The 15,282-nt window shown below is 74.6% G+C and carries 12 protein-coding genes, 1 pseudogene and 1 riboswitch; of the genes and pseudogenes, 7 read left to right on the top strand and 6 right to left on the bottom strand.

Going from position 1 to position 15,282, the window contains the following annotated elements; genetic code table 11:
* Positions 1-10: 10 nt before the first annotated feature.
* Entirely contained in the window at positions 11-1,516 is a 1,506-nt protein-coding gene (locus ACFVHK_RS16640) for a sigma-70 family RNA polymerase sigma factor (protein WP_376929788.1), read from the bottom strand.
* A gap of 398 nt (positions 1,517-1,914) precedes the next feature.
* The gene (gene nagA / locus ACFVHK_RS16635) at positions 1,915-3,084 is read right to left on the bottom strand and encodes an N-acetylglucosamine-6-phosphate deacetylase (protein ID WP_376929787.1); all 1,170 of its coding nucleotides are present in this window, start codon (positions 3,082-3,084) and stop codon (positions 1,915-1,917) included.
* Between the two features lie 94 nt (positions 3,085-3,178).
* A riboswitch (ZMP/ZTP riboswitch) is annotated at positions 3,179-3,260 on the top strand.
* Between the two features lie 74 nt (positions 3,261-3,334).
* Between nagA and glyA the strand changes: the two genes are divergently transcribed.
* From glyA to ACFVHK_RS16610, 5 genes and pseudogenes are all read left to right on the top strand, one after another.
* The gene (gene glyA / locus ACFVHK_RS16630) at positions 3,335-4,654 is read left to right on the top strand and encodes a serine hydroxymethyltransferase (protein WP_376929786.1); all 1,320 of its coding nucleotides are present in this window, start codon (positions 3,335-3,337) and stop codon (positions 4,652-4,654) included.
* Positions 4,655-4,826: 172 nt separating this feature from the next.
* On the top strand, positions 4,827-5,714 hold the full coding sequence (locus ACFVHK_RS16625; RefSeq protein WP_129235494.1) for a bifunctional methylenetetrahydrofolate dehydrogenase/methenyltetrahydrofolate cyclohydrolase: 888 nt from the start codon (positions 4,827-4,829) through the stop codon (positions 5,712-5,714).
* A gap of 101 nt (positions 5,715-5,815) precedes the next feature.
* A complete protein-coding gene (locus tag ACFVHK_RS16620; RefSeq protein ID WP_376929785.1) occupies positions 5,816-7,189 on the top strand; it encodes a cytidylyltransferase domain-containing protein in 1,374 nt (457 codons plus the stop codon).
* Positions 7,190-7,212: 23 nt separating this feature from the next.
* On the top strand, positions 7,213-8,085 hold the full coding sequence (locus tag ACFVHK_RS16615; RefSeq protein ID WP_376929784.1) for an N-acetylneuraminate synthase family protein: 873 nt from the start codon (positions 7,213-7,215) through the stop codon (positions 8,083-8,085).
* Positions 8,082-9,185 (top strand): annotated as a pseudogene (locus tag ACFVHK_RS16610) (DUF6716 putative glycosyltransferase); the annotation flags it as partial. The gene ACFVHK_RS16615 and the pseudogene ACFVHK_RS16610, both read left to right, overlap by 4 nt.
* A 282-nt stretch (positions 9,186-9,467) precedes the next feature.
* Here the strand turns inward: ACFVHK_RS16610 and ACFVHK_RS16605 are convergent.
* Together ACFVHK_RS16605 and ACFVHK_RS16600 are read right to left on the bottom strand one after the other, a co-directional pair.
* Positions 9,468-10,004, bottom strand: a complete 537-nt coding sequence (locus ACFVHK_RS16605) for a gamma carbonic anhydrase family protein (protein ID WP_376929783.1) — start codon at positions 10,002-10,004, stop codon at positions 9,468-9,470.
* Positions 10,005-10,098: 94 nt separating this feature from the next.
* A complete protein-coding gene (locus ACFVHK_RS16600; RefSeq protein ID WP_376929782.1) occupies positions 10,099-11,439 on the bottom strand; it encodes an APC family permease in 1,341 nt (446 codons plus the stop codon).
* 83 nt (positions 11,440-11,522) lie between these two features.
* Here ACFVHK_RS16600 and ACFVHK_RS16595 point away from each other — a divergent pair, with 83 nt between their 5' ends.
* Positions 11,523-12,017, top strand: coding sequence for a YbaK/EbsC family protein (locus ACFVHK_RS16595; protein ID WP_376929781.1), 495 nt, complete (start codon positions 11,523-11,525; stop codon positions 12,015-12,017).
* Between the two features lie 38 nt (positions 12,018-12,055).
* Here the strand turns inward: ACFVHK_RS16595 and galK are convergent, their stop codons facing one another.
* On the bottom strand, positions 12,056-13,216 hold the full coding sequence (gene galK, locus ACFVHK_RS16590) for a galactokinase (RefSeq protein ID WP_376929780.1): 1,161 nt from the start codon (positions 13,214-13,216) through the stop codon (positions 12,056-12,058).
* Complete coding sequence (gene galT, locus ACFVHK_RS16585) at positions 13,213-14,376, bottom strand: galactose-1-phosphate uridylyltransferase (RefSeq protein ID WP_376929779.1); 1,164 nt, start codon at positions 14,374-14,376, stop codon at positions 13,213-13,215. Before galT ends, galK begins: the two co-directional genes overlap by 4 nt.
* A gap of 83 nt (positions 14,377-14,459) precedes the next feature.
* On the opposite strand from galT, the gene ACFVHK_RS16580 reads away from it, so the two are divergent.
* Positions 14,460-15,275: a DeoR/GlpR family DNA-binding transcription regulator gene (locus tag ACFVHK_RS16580; protein ID WP_376929778.1), complete on the top strand. Its 816-nt coding sequence runs from the start codon at positions 14,460-14,462 to the stop codon at positions 15,273-15,275.
* Positions 15,276-15,282 lie beyond the last annotated feature (7 nt).

The raw sequence follows: 15,282 nt of genomic DNA, 5'->3' as shown, positions 1-15,282 counted from the left end.
GCGCGCCGGTTCAGGCGTAGCGCGCCGTCGCGGTCCACTTGTGGTTCGCGGGCGCAAGGTACTCGACGACGGCGAGGCCCGATTCGTCGAGCACCACCGTCGCGAACGGGACTCCGTCGGCGAGCAGTTCGACCTCGGCACGCGGCTCGCCCGCGAGCGAGACCGTGAGGCTCGAGCCGTGCGCGTCGACGACCAGCCCGAGCTCGGCGACGGGCGCAGGCTCGACGGGCGGCTCGGGCTCCGGAGACGGTTCGGGGACCTCCTCCGACTCGGCGACGACCGCCGGCGCGGGCGCGGGCGCCGGCACCGGCGCGGGGTCGAGCGCGGGCTCCGGCTCGACGGGCGGGTCGACGGGCGCCGCCTCCGCCTCGGGCGGCGCCGGCGCGCCATCCGGTACCGGCCCGATCGGCGCGGGCTCCGGTTCGTCGGGCGCCTCGAGGGCGATCGACGTCGACCCCTGTCCCGGCGCGGCATCCGTCGGCGCGACCTGCGGCAGCACGAACAGCGCGACCGCGGTGGCGGCGACCAGCACCGCGCCGCCGACGCCGGCGCCGACGGCGACCGCGGCGCTCGTGCCGGACGCCGCGCTCGCCGCAGCCCCGCCCCCCGCGGTTCCGGCGGCGTGGCCGGCGCCCCCGACCGTGGTCCCGGCGATCACGTCCGCACCGGCCGCCGAGGCGCTGCCCGCCGCGCCGATCCCGGTCGCGGCCGCCGCCGTCGTCGCGACCGGGGCCGTCGTGCCGAGCCAGGCCGTGTACGCGGTGGCCGCGGCCGACCCGGCGGCGAGCGGGAGCAGGACCAGGGCGAGCCGCATGCCGACCTCGCGCGCCTCCGCCGCCACGACCGTGCACTTCGCGCAGCCGTCGAGGTGGGCCTCGACCTTGGCGGTGTCGCGCGCGCGCAGCCGACCGCGCATGTACGCGCCGAGGCGGTCGACCGTCCAGGCGCACTCGGGGCCGTGGTGGGCGTCGGCGAGGTGCGCCCGGATCCACTGCTGGCGGAGGCCCTCGCGCGCCCGGTAGGCGAGCGCCGCCGTCGCGTTCGCGCTCATGCCGAGCAGCGGGGCGATCTGCTGCGGCGACATCCGCTCGACCTCGGCGTACCAGAGCACCTCCTGCCATCGCTCGGGCAGCGCCCGGAACGCCGTCGCGGTCGTCGACCGGTCGAGCGCCTCGAGCGCCGCCGCGTCGCCGGACGCGGGATCCTCCAGCGACTCGAGGTGGTCGAGCGGCGTCTCCCGGTTGGCGCGACCCCAGCTCGCGGCCGTGTTCCGGATCGTCGCGAACAGGTACGGGCGGAACGCCCCCTGCGGGCCCTTGCCCGACCGGATCGCGTCGAAGGTCCGCGTGAACGCCTCGGCGACGAGGTCGTCGGCGTCGAGCGTCGTGTGCGATCGCGCGACGGTGCGGGCGGATGCCTCGTGGCGTCGCCAGAGCTCGGCGTACGCCTCGCGGTCGCCGGTGCGGGTCGCCGCGATCAGGTCGGCGTCGGCGGGCGCCGAACGTGCTGGGGTCACGTGCCTCGTCCTCCTCGTGCGGGCGCGCGCCCGGATCGCCTGCGCTGCCTCGGGTTGCCGGCGGTCCGCGCCGACGGGCCGCAGTGCGGTCCCGCTCATTCCACCAGATGGGCGGGGGAACGACGAAACGCGGTGCCCGCCGACCGGCTTCCGGCGGCGGATCGCGCGAAGTCGCGTCATGATCCGCCGCCGATGCCGTCTCTCATGGTGAGGGACCGTGCACCGGGGAAGGGCCGGGAGGTCGCTCGCGATCGAGTGGACCGCGTGGGGGATCGCGCGGGACGGCGACCGGGACGGAGCGAGGGGCGACGGGGAACAGGCCTCCCGCTCCGCCCGGGGCGACCGGTCGGGCACGCCGGCCGGGGCCCGCGGTGCCTTCGGACGCCGCAGCGCGACCGTCAGGCGATGCGCCGGCCCGCGCCCCACACGGCGGCGACGGCGAGGTCGTCGTCGAGCAGCACCGCGTCGGCGGCGAACCCGACGTCGAGGCGGCCGAGGTCGCCCGCACGCCCGATCGCGGACGCGGGAGTGACCGTGAGCGCGCCGACCGCCTCGTGCAGCGGGATCCCCGAGTCGAGGACGGCGCGACGCAGCGCCTCGTCCTGCGTGAGCGTCGACCCGGCGATCGCACCCGTGTCGGCGAGCCGCGCGACGCCGTCGCGCACGTCGACCGAGAGCGATCCGAGCACGTACGCGCCGTCGGACGCCCCGGTCGCGGCCATCGCGTCGGTCACCAGCGCGACGCGCCCCGATGCGCCCGAGAACGCGAGGCGCACCACGTCGGGGTGCACGTGCACCCCGTCGCCGATGACCTCGAGCGTCACGTGGTCGGCGCGCATGGCCGCGACGACCGGGCCGGGCGCACGATGGTGGATGCCGCGCATGCCGTTGAACGCATGCGTGAGGATCGACGCGCCCGCGTCGAACGCGCGGAGGGCGGTGTCGAAGTCGGCGCCCGTGTGGCCGACGGCGACCGCGACGTCGGCGTCGACCAGGCGCGCGATCGCCGCGGTCGCCCCCTCGTGCTCGGGCGCGATCGTGACCTGGCGAAGCGCGCCGCCGGCCGCCCCCAGCAGCCGGTCGAGCGCCGCGTCGTCGGCGGTGCGCAGCATCGACGGGTCGTGTGCGCCGCGGAACTCGTGGTCGAGGAACGGGCCCTCGAGGTGGGCGCCCAGCACGAGCGGGTCGGATGCCGCGACCGCCGCGATCGCGCGGAGCCGCTCGGCGAGCACGTCGACGGGCGCCGTCACCAGCGAGCAGACGCTCCGGGTCGTGCCGTGCGCCCGGTGCACCGCGAGCGCCGCACCGATGGACTCGGCGCCCTCGTCGAACGCCGCCCCGCCCGCGCCGTGGCAGTGGATGTCGACGAATCCGGGCGTGAGCCAGCGGCCCGCGGCATCCGTCACGTCGGCCCCGCCCGCCCGCACCGCGGGAGCGTCGCGCCAGGCCTCGCCGATGCCCCGCCCCGCGATCCGGTCGCCCTCGAACCGCACCCACGCGTCGGTGACGGCGTCGCCGCCGGAGACGATGCGGGCGGAGTGGATGACGGTCGTCGGCGCGGAGGTCACCGGGCCACGATATCGCCGGCACCCGCGAGGCGGTCGGGCGCCGCGACCGCGAGCGTCATCCACGGCGTGGGCTCGCGGCATCCGTTGCTATGCTTGGCGGCGTCGCGACTGGCGTTGAGATGGGTGACCATCGGGGAGCGACTGGCACGGACCGACCGCACGCCTGGGCCGGTACGCGAGGCCTCGGGGCGCGAGTCGCGCACGAGGCGATTTCCGCAGGTCCGCATGTCATCTTCGAAGGAGCCATCCATTGGCTGAGTCACTCACCACCGACGCCCCCGCCGACGCCGTCGCGGGCGCCGCATCCGTCTTCAACGCCCCTCTCGCCGAGGTCGACCCCGAGATCGCCGAGGTCCTCGAGCTCGAGCTGAACCGCCAGCGCTCGACGCTCGAGATGATCGCGAGCGAGAACTTCGTGCCCGTCTCTGTGCTGCAGTCGCAGGGATCGGTGCTCACGAACAAGTACGCCGAGGGCTACCCCGGCCGCCGCTACTACGGCGGCTGCGAGTTCGTCGACGTCGCCGAGAACCTGGCGATCCAGCGCGCGAAGAGCCTGTTCGGCGCCGAGTACGCCAACGTGCAGCCCCACTCGGGCGCGACCGCGAACGCCGCGGTGCTCTCGGCGATCGCCACGCCCGGCGACACGATCCTCGGCCTCGAGCTCGCGCACGGCGGTCACCTCACGCACGGCATGAAGCTGAACTTCTCGGGCAAGCTCTACAACGCCGTGGCGTACGGCGTCGACCCCGAGACCTTCCAGGTCGACATGGACGTGGTGCGCGACAAGGCGATCGAGCACAAGCCGCAGGTCATCATCGCCGGCTGGTCGGCGTACCCGCGCCAGCTCGACTTCGCCGCGTTCCGCGAGATCGCCGACGAGGTCGGCGCGAAGCTCTGGGTCGACATGGCGCACTTCGCCGGACTCGTCGCCGCGGGCCTGCACCCCAACCCCGTGCCGCACGCCGACGTCGTCTCCTCGACCGTGCACAAGACGATCGGCGGCCCGCGCTCGGGCTTCATCCTGTCGCGCGACATGGAGCTCGCGAGGAAGCTGAACTCGAACGTCTTCCCCGGCCAGCAGGGCGGTCCGCTCATGCACGTGATCGCCGCGAAGGCGACCGCGTTCAAGATCGCGGCGTCCGAGGAGTTCCGCGACCGCCAGGAGCGCACCGTCCGCGGTGCGCGGATCCTCGCGGAGCGCCTCGTCGCCGACGACTCCCGCGCGGCCGGCGTCGACGTGCTCACGGGCGGCACCGACGTGCACCTCGTGCTCGCCGACCTCCGCACCTCCGAGCTCGACGGCCAGCAGGCAGAGGACCGCCTGCACGAGGTCGGCATCACCGTCAACCGCAACGCGGTGCCGTTCGACCCGCGCCCGCCGATGGTCACCTCGGGCCTGCGCATCGGCACGCCCGCACTCGCGACCCGCGGCTTCGGCGACGCCGAGTTCACCGAGGTCGCCGACGTCATCGCGCTGGCGCTGCAGGCGAACCCGGATGTCGCCGCGCTCCGGTCGCGCGTCGAGGCGCTGACCGCGGCGTTCCCGCTCTACCCCGGCCTCCAGCAGTAGCCGGCCGCCGGGGCCCGGGGGCGAGCGATCGTTCGCCCCCGGGCCCGGGCCCTGGCCCGACTCGTCGGAGGAGATGCGCGGCGACGCGCCGACCGCGGCATCCGCTCACCGGCGTGTTCGCTGGAATCTCCTTCGTTCCGCACCCGATGACCAGCTCGGAAAGGCTCCCGAAATGACCGCGATCACCCTCGACGGCGTCGCCACCGCGTCGGCCGTGAAGTCCGAGCTCGCCTCGCGCATCACCGACCTCCGGGCGAACGGCGTCGTGCCGGGACTCGGCACCCTCCTCGTCGGCGACGACCCCGCCTCGCGCTCGTACGTGGCCGGCAAGCACCGCGACTGCGCCGAGGTCGGCATCGAGTCGATCCGCGTCGACCTGCCCGCCTCGGCGACGACCGCCGACGTGCGCGCCGCGATCCGCGACCTCAACTCGGCGCGCGAGGTGACCGGCTACATCGTGCAGCTCCCGCTGCCGACGGGCCACGACGAGAACGCGATGCTCGAGCTCATCGACCCCGACAAGGACGCCGACGGCCTGCACCCCACCAACCTCGGGCGGCTGGTGCTCGGCATCGAGGGCGAGCTCCGCTCGCCGCTGCCGTGCACGCCTGCCGGGATCGTCGAGATGCTGCAGCGCTACGACGTCCCGATCCGCGGGCAGCACGTGACGGTCATCGGTCGCGGCCTCACCGTCGGACGCCCGCTCGGACTGCTCTTCACGCGCAAGGGGCTGGACGCCACCGTCACCCTCACGCACTCGCGCACGCAGGACCTCGCCGCCGAGGTCGCCCGCGCCGACATCGTCGTCGCGGCCGTCGGCGTGCCGCACATGGTCAAGGCCGAGTGGGTCAAGCCGGGCGCAGCGGTCCTCGACGTCGGCATCACGCGCGTCGCCGACGAGGAGACCGGCAAGGGCCGGCTCACCGGCGACGTCGACCCGGCGGTCGCCGAGGTCGCCGGCCACCTCTCGCCGAACCCCGGGGGCGTCGGCCCGATGACCCGGGCCATGCTCCTCGCCAACGTCGTCAAGGCGGCCGAGATCAAGCTGCACGGACGCTGAGGCGGGCGGAGGTGGACGCGACGTCCGCTGTCAGCCTGAACGTCCCCCGGCGTTCACCGGGCGTGCACCCCGCGGACGCGTTGCACGCCTAGCTTCGCGGCATGAGCCGCAGCGACTCCACCAAGGCCACCGCCGCCGCGCGCGCGATCGCGATCATCCCGGCCCGAGGCGGGTCCCAGGGCCTGCCGGGCAAGAACGTGGCACGCGTCGGGGGCGTCCCGCTCATCGCCAGGGCCGTGCACGCCGCCCTCGCCGCGGAGCGCATCGCACGCGTCGTCGTGACCACCGACGACGACGAGATCGCGGATGCCGCGCACGACGCCGGCGCCGAGGTGATCGCGCGTCCGGCCGCCCTCGCGAACGCCACCGCCTCGAGCGAGTCGGCGCTGCTGCACGCGATCGAGGCGATCGCGCCCGAACCCGGCACGACCACCGTCTTCATCCAGGCGACCTCGCCGTTCATCGACCCGTTCGACCTCGACACGGCTGTCGCGCGCGTCGAGTCGGGCGAGCGCGACGTCGTGTTCGCGGCGACACCCACCCACGGGTTCCTCTGGCGCGAGCGCGCCGACGACGCCGACGGGGCGAGCGCGGTCGGCGTGAACCACGACCCGACGAACCGCCCGCGCCGGCAGGACCGCGAGCCCGAGTTCCTCGAGACCGGGGCGTTCTACGTCCTACGCACCGAGGGCTTCGTGCGGGCCGGGCACCGATTCTTCGGCCGCATCGGCATCCAGCGGGTCCACCCCGACACGGCGATCGAGATCGACGACGCCGCCGACCTCGCGCGTGCCCGCGTGCTCGCGCCCCGCGTCGACCGGCGGCTCGCGGGCGGAGTCGCCGCGTCGCTCGCGCGACGCGAGGGCGCGGCGTGGGTGGCCGACCCGCGGCATCCGTTCATCGACGTCGACGCTGTCGTCACCGACTTCGACGGCGTGCACACCGACGACACCGCCGCGGTCGACGAGCTCGGTCGCGAGTCGGTCCGGGTGAGCCGGGCCGACGGGCACGGCGTCGCGCGACTTCGCGACCACGGCATCCCGGTGCTCATCCTGTCGGCCGAGGCCAACCCGGTCGTCAGTCGTCGCGCCGAGAAGCTCGGGGTCGACGTGATCCAGGGGCTCTCCGACAAGGGCGCCGCGCTTCGCGAGTGGGCGGCCGCACGCGGCATCCGCCTCGACCGCATCGCCTACCTCGGCAACGACCGGGGCGACATCCCCGCGCTCGACATGGTGGGCTGGCCGCTCGCCGTGCCGGATGCGGCGCCCGACGCGCTCGAGCGCGCGCGCCACGTCCTCGAGCGGCACGGCGGCCACGGTGCGGTCCGGGAGCTCGCCGAGCTCGTGCTCGCCGCACGCGAGGCGAAACTCGGCTCCGGGGCATCCGACCTCGTGCGCGAGTCGCGCGAACTCGACCCGGCTCATCCCACTCGCGAGCAGCGCGAGGCCATCGCCGCGGCGACCTCCGCGACCTGACCGACCCACGAAAGCGAGCCACCATGTCCGTGCGCATCGGCCACGCCGCCATCGGCGAGTACGAGCCCGTCTACGTCATCGCCGAGATCGGCCTGAACCACAACGGCGACGTCGAGATCGCCAAGCGCCTCATCGAGGTCGCCGCGCGCGCCGGCGCGCAGGCCGTGAAGTTCCAGAAGCGCACGCCCGACCTCTCCACGCCCGAGCACATGAAGCTCACGCCGCGCGAGACGCCATGGGGCACGATGACGTACCTCGAGTACCGCCACCGCGTCGAGTTCGGCCGCGACGAGTACGCGGAGGTCGCGCGGCACGCCGCCCTGCACGGCCTCGACTGGTTCGCCTCGCCGTGGGACGCCCCGGCCGTGGCCGAACTCGAGTCGTACGGCGTCGTCGCGCACAAGATCGCGTCGGCGTCGGTGACCGACGTCGAGCTCCTCGAGGCGGTCCGCGACACGGGCAAGCCCGTCATCCTCTCGACCGGAATGTCGACCCTCGACGAGATCGATCGCGCCGTGGCCGTGCTCGGCGCCGAGCGGCTCGTGATCATGCACGCCACCTCGAGCTACCCGATGCCCTCCGAGGAGGCGAACCTCCTCATGGTCCCGGCGCTGAAGGGGCGCTACCCGGGGGTGCCGGTCGGCTACTCGGGCCACGAGCGCGGCCTCCAGATCTCGATCGCCGCGGTCGCCCTGGGCGCGGTCGCCGTCGAGCGGCACATCACGCTCGACCGCACCATGTGGGGCTCCGACCACTCCGCCTCGCTCGAGCCGCAGGGGCTGGAGCACCTCGTCCGGGACATCCGCATCATCGGCGAGGCCCTCGGCGACGGCGTCAAGCGCGTCTACCCGGGCGAAGAGGCTCCGAAGGCCAAGCTCCGCCGGGTGCTCGTGTGACCGGTGCGCCGGGGTCGGGTGCCACGAGGTCCGGTACGCCGGCGACGGATGGAACGGAGCGGCGCGTGCTCGTCGTCGGAGACTCCGACTCCTACGTGAAGTGGGGTGCGGCGCTCGCCTCGACGCTTCCCGGCGAGTGGGCCCCGCGGCTCGTCGTCATCGCCTCGCCGGTGCAGCCGAGCGAGCGGCAGCTCGAGCACGCGCTCGACGGGACGCGGTTCGCGCCGGGCGATGCGCGGGTCCTGCCGCTCGACGGGCGGGCGGGCCTCCCGGGACTCGACGACGAGCTGGACGCCTTCGATCCGCACGCGGTCCTGCTCGCGCTGCGCGGCCCGTTCGTCCGGGTGATCGCGCCGAGGCTGCTCCGGCGCCGGAACCGCCCGGTGCTCGTGAGCGGATTCCCGGGCCTCACCATCCCGGCCGTCCCGAAGGCCGTCGTGTACCGCGAGCAGACCGACCTGATCGTGCTGCACAGCCGCCGTGAGGTGCGCGAGTTCCGCGCGAACGCCGTGGACCTCGGAGTGGACCGGATGTTCGGACTCGCGACGCTGCCGTTCCTCTCGAGCGCCGAGCCGGCGGCGGCGGCCGCTCCGGGCGGCACGGACGTGGTCTTCGCGGCCCAGGCGAAGGTCCCCGTCGGCCCCGACCAGCGGAGTCTCGTCCTCTCCGCCCTCGCGGAGCTCGCCCGGCGGCAGCCCGATCGACGCGTCGTCGTCAAGGTCCGCGCGCGCGCGGGCGAGGCCCAGACGCACGAGGAGGCGCACGACTACGCCGACCTGATGGGCGACCTCGGCGCCGTGGGGGAGCTCCCGCGGAACCTCATCGTCGAGGACGGGCCGATGGCGGCCCACCTCGCGCGTGCCGGCGCGCTCGTGACGGTGAGCTCGACGGCCGCGCTCGAGTCGATCGCGCTCGGTCTCCCGACGCTGCTCCTCGACGACTTCGGGGTGTCGCCGGCGATGATCAACACGGTGTTCGAGGGCGCCGGGCTCTTCGGGTCGACGGACGACCTCGCGGCCGGTCGCTTCAGGCTCGCCGAGCCGGCGTGGCTCGCCGACAACTACTTCCACGGTCACGACGCCGACGATTGGGCCGCGCGGCTCACCGCGCTCGTGGAGTCGCGCGAGATCGTGCCCCTGCCGCACCTGGAGCGTCGCCACGACCTGTCGGGCGGCGCGCTGAGGTCGGCCTTCGAGCGGCGCCGCATGCTCGGCGAGCACGATCGCAGCCTCGCGGGTGCGCTCGCCTGGGGCGTGGGCGTCCCAGCTCGGGGGGCCGTCCGGCGGGTGCGGCGCGTGCGGCGCCGCCTCGCGCGCTGGCTTGGGGGCGGGACCACCGGGGATGCGGCGTCGTTCGCCGCCGAGGCGACCGCGGGCGCCGCTTCAGTCGACCGGAGCCGTGTGCCGCGCGACGTGCGCGAGGTACGCCTCGGCGTTGCGCCGGATGCCGGCCTGCTCGTCGGCGGTGAGCTCGCGGCGGACCTTGGCGGGGACGCCCGCGACGAGTGAGCCGGGCGGCACGACGGTGCCCTCGAGCACCACGGCACCGGCGGCGACGAGCGACCCCGCGCCGATCACCGCACCGTTGAGGATCGTCGCACCCATGCCGATGAGGCAGTCGTCCTCCACGGTGCAGCCGTGCAGCACCGCGCGATGGCCGACCGAGACGCCCGCGCCGATCACCACGGGGTAGCCGGCGTCGACGTGGCAGACGACGCCGTCCTGCAGGTTGGAGCGCTCGCCGAGCGTGATCGGCTCGGCCTCGGCGCGGAGCACCGCGTTGTACCAGACGCTCGACTGCGCGGCGAGGCGCACCTGTCCGACGACGACGGCGCCGAGCGCGACGAAGGCGGTCGGTTCGAGCACGGGCGCGGGCACGTCGGCGATGGTCAGGATGCGGGCGGAGGGGTCGGCGCTCATGCCGCCAGCCTATGCCGGGCGCCGCGATCGAACGGATGCCGTCCGCACCGTCTCGGGGCCCGACCGGTGCATTTGGCATCCCCTCGACGACGGGCTAGCCCTCAGGAGCGCCGGACCGCCGCCCGAGAACCAGGCGGATGCCGCGCACCGCGGCGCCCACGGCGAAGACCGCGACGCCCGCCGCGATGGACGTGATCGGCAGCGTGACCACGAGGACGACGCATCCGATCGCGCCGAACCACGAGAGCCACCGCGGCACGAGCCGCTCGGCGGCGGGCTGCGTGATGGCCGACGCGTTCGCCACGAGGTAGTAGAGCAGCACGCCGAACGACGAGAAGCCGATCGCCCCGCGGAGGTCGGCGACGAGCAGGAGCACGATGACGGCGGCGCCGGTCGCGAACTCGGCCACGTGCGGGACGCCGCGCGGATGCACCGCCGCGAGCGGGCGTGGGAGCTCACCGTCGCGCGCCATGGCGAGACTCGTGCGGCCGACGCCGGCGACGAGCGCGAGCAGCGATCCGAGCGCCGCCACGCCGGCGGCGGCACGGACGACGGGCTCGGCCCAGAGCCATCCGGCGACCGCCACGACGTCGACGAGCGGGGCGACGGATGCCGCGAGCCCGTCGGCCCCGAGGACGCCCAGCGACGCGGTGCCCACGAGTGCGTACACGACCACCACGATCCCGAAGGCGACGCCGATCGCGCGCGGGATGGTGCGGCGCGGCTCCCGCACCTCCTCGCCGAGCGTCGCGATGCGCGCGTAGCCGGCGAACGCGAAGAAGACCAGGGCGGCGGCCTGCAGGACGCCGTAGGCGCCCGCCAGCGCCCGGAGCTCGGCGGGCGGGGCTCCGATCGGCGGAACGAGCCCGCTGAGCTCGGCGGTGGATCCGGTCGCGCCGACGCCCCAGCCGACCCCGGCGATCGTGGCGAACCCGGCCGCGACGACCACGACGAGCACGGCGAGCACCGCCGACACGATCACCGAAGCCGCGCGCGCCGTCCGCGTCACGCCGAGGACGTTCACGCCGACGAGCACCACGACCGCGGCGATCGCGACCGGCTTCTGCCAGGCCTCCGGCACCAGGTAGGCAGCGGCCGTGAGCGCCATCGCGGCGCAGCTCGCGGTCTTGCCGATCACGAACCCCCACCCGGCGAGGAATCCCGGCCAGGCGCCGAGCCGCTCCCGGCCGTACCGGTACGCACCGCCCGACTCGGGGTACCGCACGGCGAGCTGCGCGGTCGAGCCTGCGTTCGCGAACGCGACGAGTGCGGCGATCGCGAGCCCGGCGAGGAGCCATCCGCCCGCCGCCTGCGCCGCCGGGGCCCACACCGAGAACACGCCCGCGCCGATCATCGCGGCGAGCCCGATGGCGACCGCGCCGCGGAGGCCGAGACGGCGGGCGAGGCGGTCGTGCGGTGCGGGCGAGGCGGTCACGCTCGAACCCTACGACAGGGCCGCGAACGGCAGGACACCGACGAGCGACGGATGCCGCGGCATCCGCTCGTAGGATCGAAGCCATGACCGCCGAGCCGACCGCAGCCCCCTCGCACGCCGCCGTCGATCGCGTGACGGCCGCACTCGCCGCCGACGGGATCGACCCGCGCATCGTGTGGTTCGACGACGCGGTGACGACGGCGAAGCTCGCCGCCGACGCGCTCGGCGTCGAGGTCGGGCAGATCGCGAACTCGCTCGTCTTCACGCTCGACGACGAGCCGATCCTGGTGCTCACGTCGGGTGCGCACCGCGTCGACACCGAGTGGCTCGGCGCCGAGCTCGGCGGAACGATCGGCCGAGCGTCGAAGGAGGTCGTGAAGGCCGCGACCGGGCAGGTCATCGGCGGGGTCGCCCCAGTGGGGCACCCCGCGCCGGTGCGCACGTTCGTCGACGTCGAGCTCGCGACCTACGACGAGGTGTGGGCCGCGGCAGGGCACGCGAAGACGGTGTTCCCGACGACGTTCGACGAGCTCGTGCGCATCACGGGCGGCACGCCCACCGCGGTCGAGCCGGGCTGAGCCCGGGTCGCGTCGCAGCGACCCGCGCTCGGCCGCGCTCAGGCGTCGCGCCGCGCGCCCTGCGCGGCGTGCACGGTGAACACGCCCGGCTCGCGGAAGCCGTGCTCTGCGAACGCCTCGACGACCTTGCGCGCGACCACGGGCACGAGGTCGTCGATGACGAGCGCGATCGCCGCACCGCCGAACCCGCCGCCCGTCATGCGCGCGCCGATCGCGCCGTTGGCCTGCGCGGTCTCGACCGCGAGGTCGAGCTCGGGCACCGAGATCTCGAAGTCGTCGCGCATCGACACGTGCGAGGCGTCGAGGAGCGGTCCGATCGCGCCCGGGCCCTGCTCGCGCAGCGTGCGGACCGTGTCGAGCACGCGCTGGTTCTCGGTGACGACGTGCCGGACGCGGCGGAAGGTCTCGTCGTCGAGCAGGTCGCGCGCGCGGTCGAGGTCGTCGACGCGCACTTCGCGGAGGGACTCCGCGCCGAGCGCGGCCGCACCCGCCTCGCACGACGCGCGCCGCGCCGCGTAGCCGCCGGTCGCGTGCGCGTGGCTGACGCGCGTGTCGATCACGAGCAGCGAGAGGCCCGCCTCGGCGAAGCCGAGCGGGATGACGTCGGCGTCGAGGCTGCGGCAGTCGAGGAACACGGCCGCGTCGGCCTCGCCGAGCAGCGACGCGGACTGGTCCATGATGCCCGTCGGTGCGCCGACGACCCGGTTCTCGGCGAGGCGGCCGATCTTCGCGAGCGTCGCGCGGTCGAAGCCGAGGCCCCAGTGCTCGTCGAGCGCGAGCGCGACCGCGCACTCGATCGCCGCCGACGACGAGAGGCCGGCCCCGACGGGCACGTCGGAGTCGATGTGCAGGTCGACGCCGCGCACGTGCGCGAGGTCGGCGCCGGATTCGCCGAGCGCCCACACCACGCCGAGCGGGTATGCGGCCCAGCCGCTCACCGCGTCGGGGGTGAGCGCGTCGAGGTGCACCTCGATCGTCTCGGGAGAGAAGGTCGACGAGACCCGCACGACGCGGTCGTCGCGGTCGCCCAGCGCGACCGTGGTGCGACGGTCGATCGCGAACGGGAAGACGAAGCCGTCGTTGTAGTCGGTGTGCTCGCCGATGAGGTTCACGCGGCCGGGTGCCGACCACACGCCGGCGGGGCGGCGGCCGTACTGCTCGGCGAAGAGGTGCTGGGCGGATGCGACGGCGTCGGTCACAGGTCAACTCCTTCGATGGCGGTGCGCAGCGCTGCGGCCTGCGTCTCGGGCGGCACGTCGCCGATCCAGGCGCCCATCGCGGCTTCGGACCCGGCGAGGTACTTGAGTCGGTCGGCGGCGCGACGCGGGCTCGTCAGCTGCATCGTGAGCCTGACGTCGTCCCGATGCTCGTGCACCGGGGCCTGGTGCCAGGCCGCGATGTACGGCGTGGGCGTGTCGTAGAGCCGGTCGACCCCGCGGAGCAGCCGGAGGTAGACGCGCGAGAGCTCGTCGCGCTCCTCGGCCGTCGTCTCGGCGAGGTCGGGCACGTGGCGGTTCGGAACGAGGTGGATCTCGACCGGCCAGCGCGCCGCGAACGGGACGTACGCGGTCCAGTGGTCGGCGGCGAGCAGCACGCGCTCTCCGGCGCGCTCGCGCTCGAGCACGTCGGCCTGGAGCGTGGGTCCGTAGGCGTCGATCGCGGCGAGGAGGCGCTCGGTGCGCGGCGCCACGTAGGGGTAGGCGTAGATCTGCCCGTGCGGGTGGGGGAGCGTGACGCCGATCTCGCGGCCGCGGTTCTCGAACGGGAACACCTGCTGCACGCCCGGGAGGGCCGACAGCGCCGCGGTCCGATGCGCCCACGCCTCGATGACGGTCCGCGCGCGCGAGACGGTCTGGGTGCCGAAGGAGCCCTCGTGCTCGGGGCTGAAGCAGACGACCTCGCAGCGACCGTGCGACGGCAGGCGGCGCTCGAGCCCCACGGCGCGAACGTCGGCGAGAGCGGATGCCGCGGCATCCGTCACGCCATCGGCCGAGTCCGGCCAGTCGGGCAGGTCGGGTCCGAACGACGGCGAGCGGTTCTCGAAGACGGCGACGTCGTACGTGCTCGGGATCTCGGACGGGTTCGCCGCCGTCTGCGGCGCGAGGGGGTCGGCGTCGGCCGGCGGCAGGAAGACGCGGTTCTGCCGCGCGGCGGCGATCGAGACCCAGTCGCCCGTGAGCGGGTCCTGTCGCATCTCGGCGATCGCGGGGCGGGGGTCGAGGGTGCGGGCGTCGACGGCGCGCTCGGGCGGGAGCGTCGTGTCGGCGTCGTCGAAGTAGATGAGCTCGCGGCCGTCGGCGAGCGTCGAGCGGCGCACCGCGATGCGCGGGTCGATGAGGCCTGGTTCGGTCTGGTGCACGGCGCCACGGTACGCGAGTTTCGTTTGAGAAACAAGTGGGTTTCATATTGCAAAGTCGGATGCCGCACCGCACACTGGTCCTCATGCAGCACGATGCCGCACACCGCCGCAGTCTCACCGCCGACCTCGTCGCCGAGCGCGGGTTCGTGCGCGTCGTCGAACTGAGCGAGTCCTTCGGCGTCACGCCCGTGACCGCGCGGGCCGACCTCGACGCGCTCGAGCGTGCAGGCCTCGTCCGTCGCGTGCACGGCGGCGCCGTGCCCGCGGGCGCGGGCGCCGCCGAGGCGCGCCCCGAGCGCGAGCCGAGCTTCGAGGAGGCGCTCGCGGCATCCGTCGTCCCGAAGCAGCTCATCGGCGAGCGAGCCGCGGCGCTCGTGCGGAGCGGCCAGAGCGTCATCCTCGACGTCGGCACGACGACGCTTCAGGTCGCCCGCGCCCTCCGCGCCCGAGACGACCTGGACGACCTGACGATCTTCACCAACGGCCTCTCGATCGCGCTCGAGCTCGAGCCCGAGATCCCGCGATTCACGGTCGTCGTGACGGGCGGGACGCTCCGCCCCCGCCAGCACTCGCTCGTCCACCCGCTCGCCGGCTCCGTCCTCGACGAGGTCCACGTCGACCTCGCCGTGATCGGCTGCAACGGCGTCGACCCCAGGCTCGGCGTCACGAACGCCAACCTCCCCGAGGCATCCGTCAAGGCCCTCATGCTCCAGCGGGCTGCGCGCGCCGTCGTCGTGGCCGACGCCTCCAAGCTCGGCGAGGTCCACCTCGGGCGGATCGCCCCGGTCGACGCGTTCGACGCGCTGGTGACGGATGCCGCGGCGCCCGGCGTCCTCATCGGCGAACTGCGCGACGCCGGACTCGACGTCCTCGTCGCCCGCGCCGCCGACCGGCCATAAGGTGGTG

Source organism: Agromyces binzhouensis (assembly GCF_042672355.1).
Taxonomy (GTDB): domain Bacteria; phylum Actinomycetota; class Actinomycetes; order Actinomycetales; family Microbacteriaceae; genus Agromyces; species Agromyces binzhouensis.
Note: the sequence above shows the minus strand (reverse complement) of the source record. Positions and strands in the feature narration are given on the sequence as shown.

What these genes read in the sequence shown, in the direction of transcription:
- ACFVHK_RS16625 (WP_129235494.1), top strand. Translation starts at nt 4,827, where the DNA reads ATGACCGCGATCACCCTCGACGGCGTCGCCACCGCGTCGGCCGTGAAG.
- ACFVHK_RS16620 (WP_376929785.1), top strand. Translation starts at nt 5,816, where the DNA reads ATGAGCCGCAGCGACTCCACCAAGGCCACCGCCGCCGCGCGCGCGATC.
- ACFVHK_RS16615 (WP_376929784.1), top strand. Translation starts at nt 7,213, where the DNA reads ATGTCCGTGCGCATCGGCCACGCCGCCATCGGCGAGTACGAGCCCGTC.
- ACFVHK_RS16605 (WP_376929783.1), bottom strand. Translation starts at nt 10,004, where the DNA reads ATGAGCGCCGACCCCTCCGCCCGCATCCTGACCATCGCCGACGTGCCC.
- ACFVHK_RS16595 (WP_376929781.1), top strand. Translation starts at nt 11,523, where the DNA reads ATGACCGCCGAGCCGACCGCAGCCCCCTCGCACGCCGCCGTCGATCGC.
- ACFVHK_RS16580 (WP_376929778.1), top strand. Translation starts at nt 14,460, where the DNA reads ATGCAGCACGATGCCGCACACCGCCGCAGTCTCACCGCCGACCTCGTC.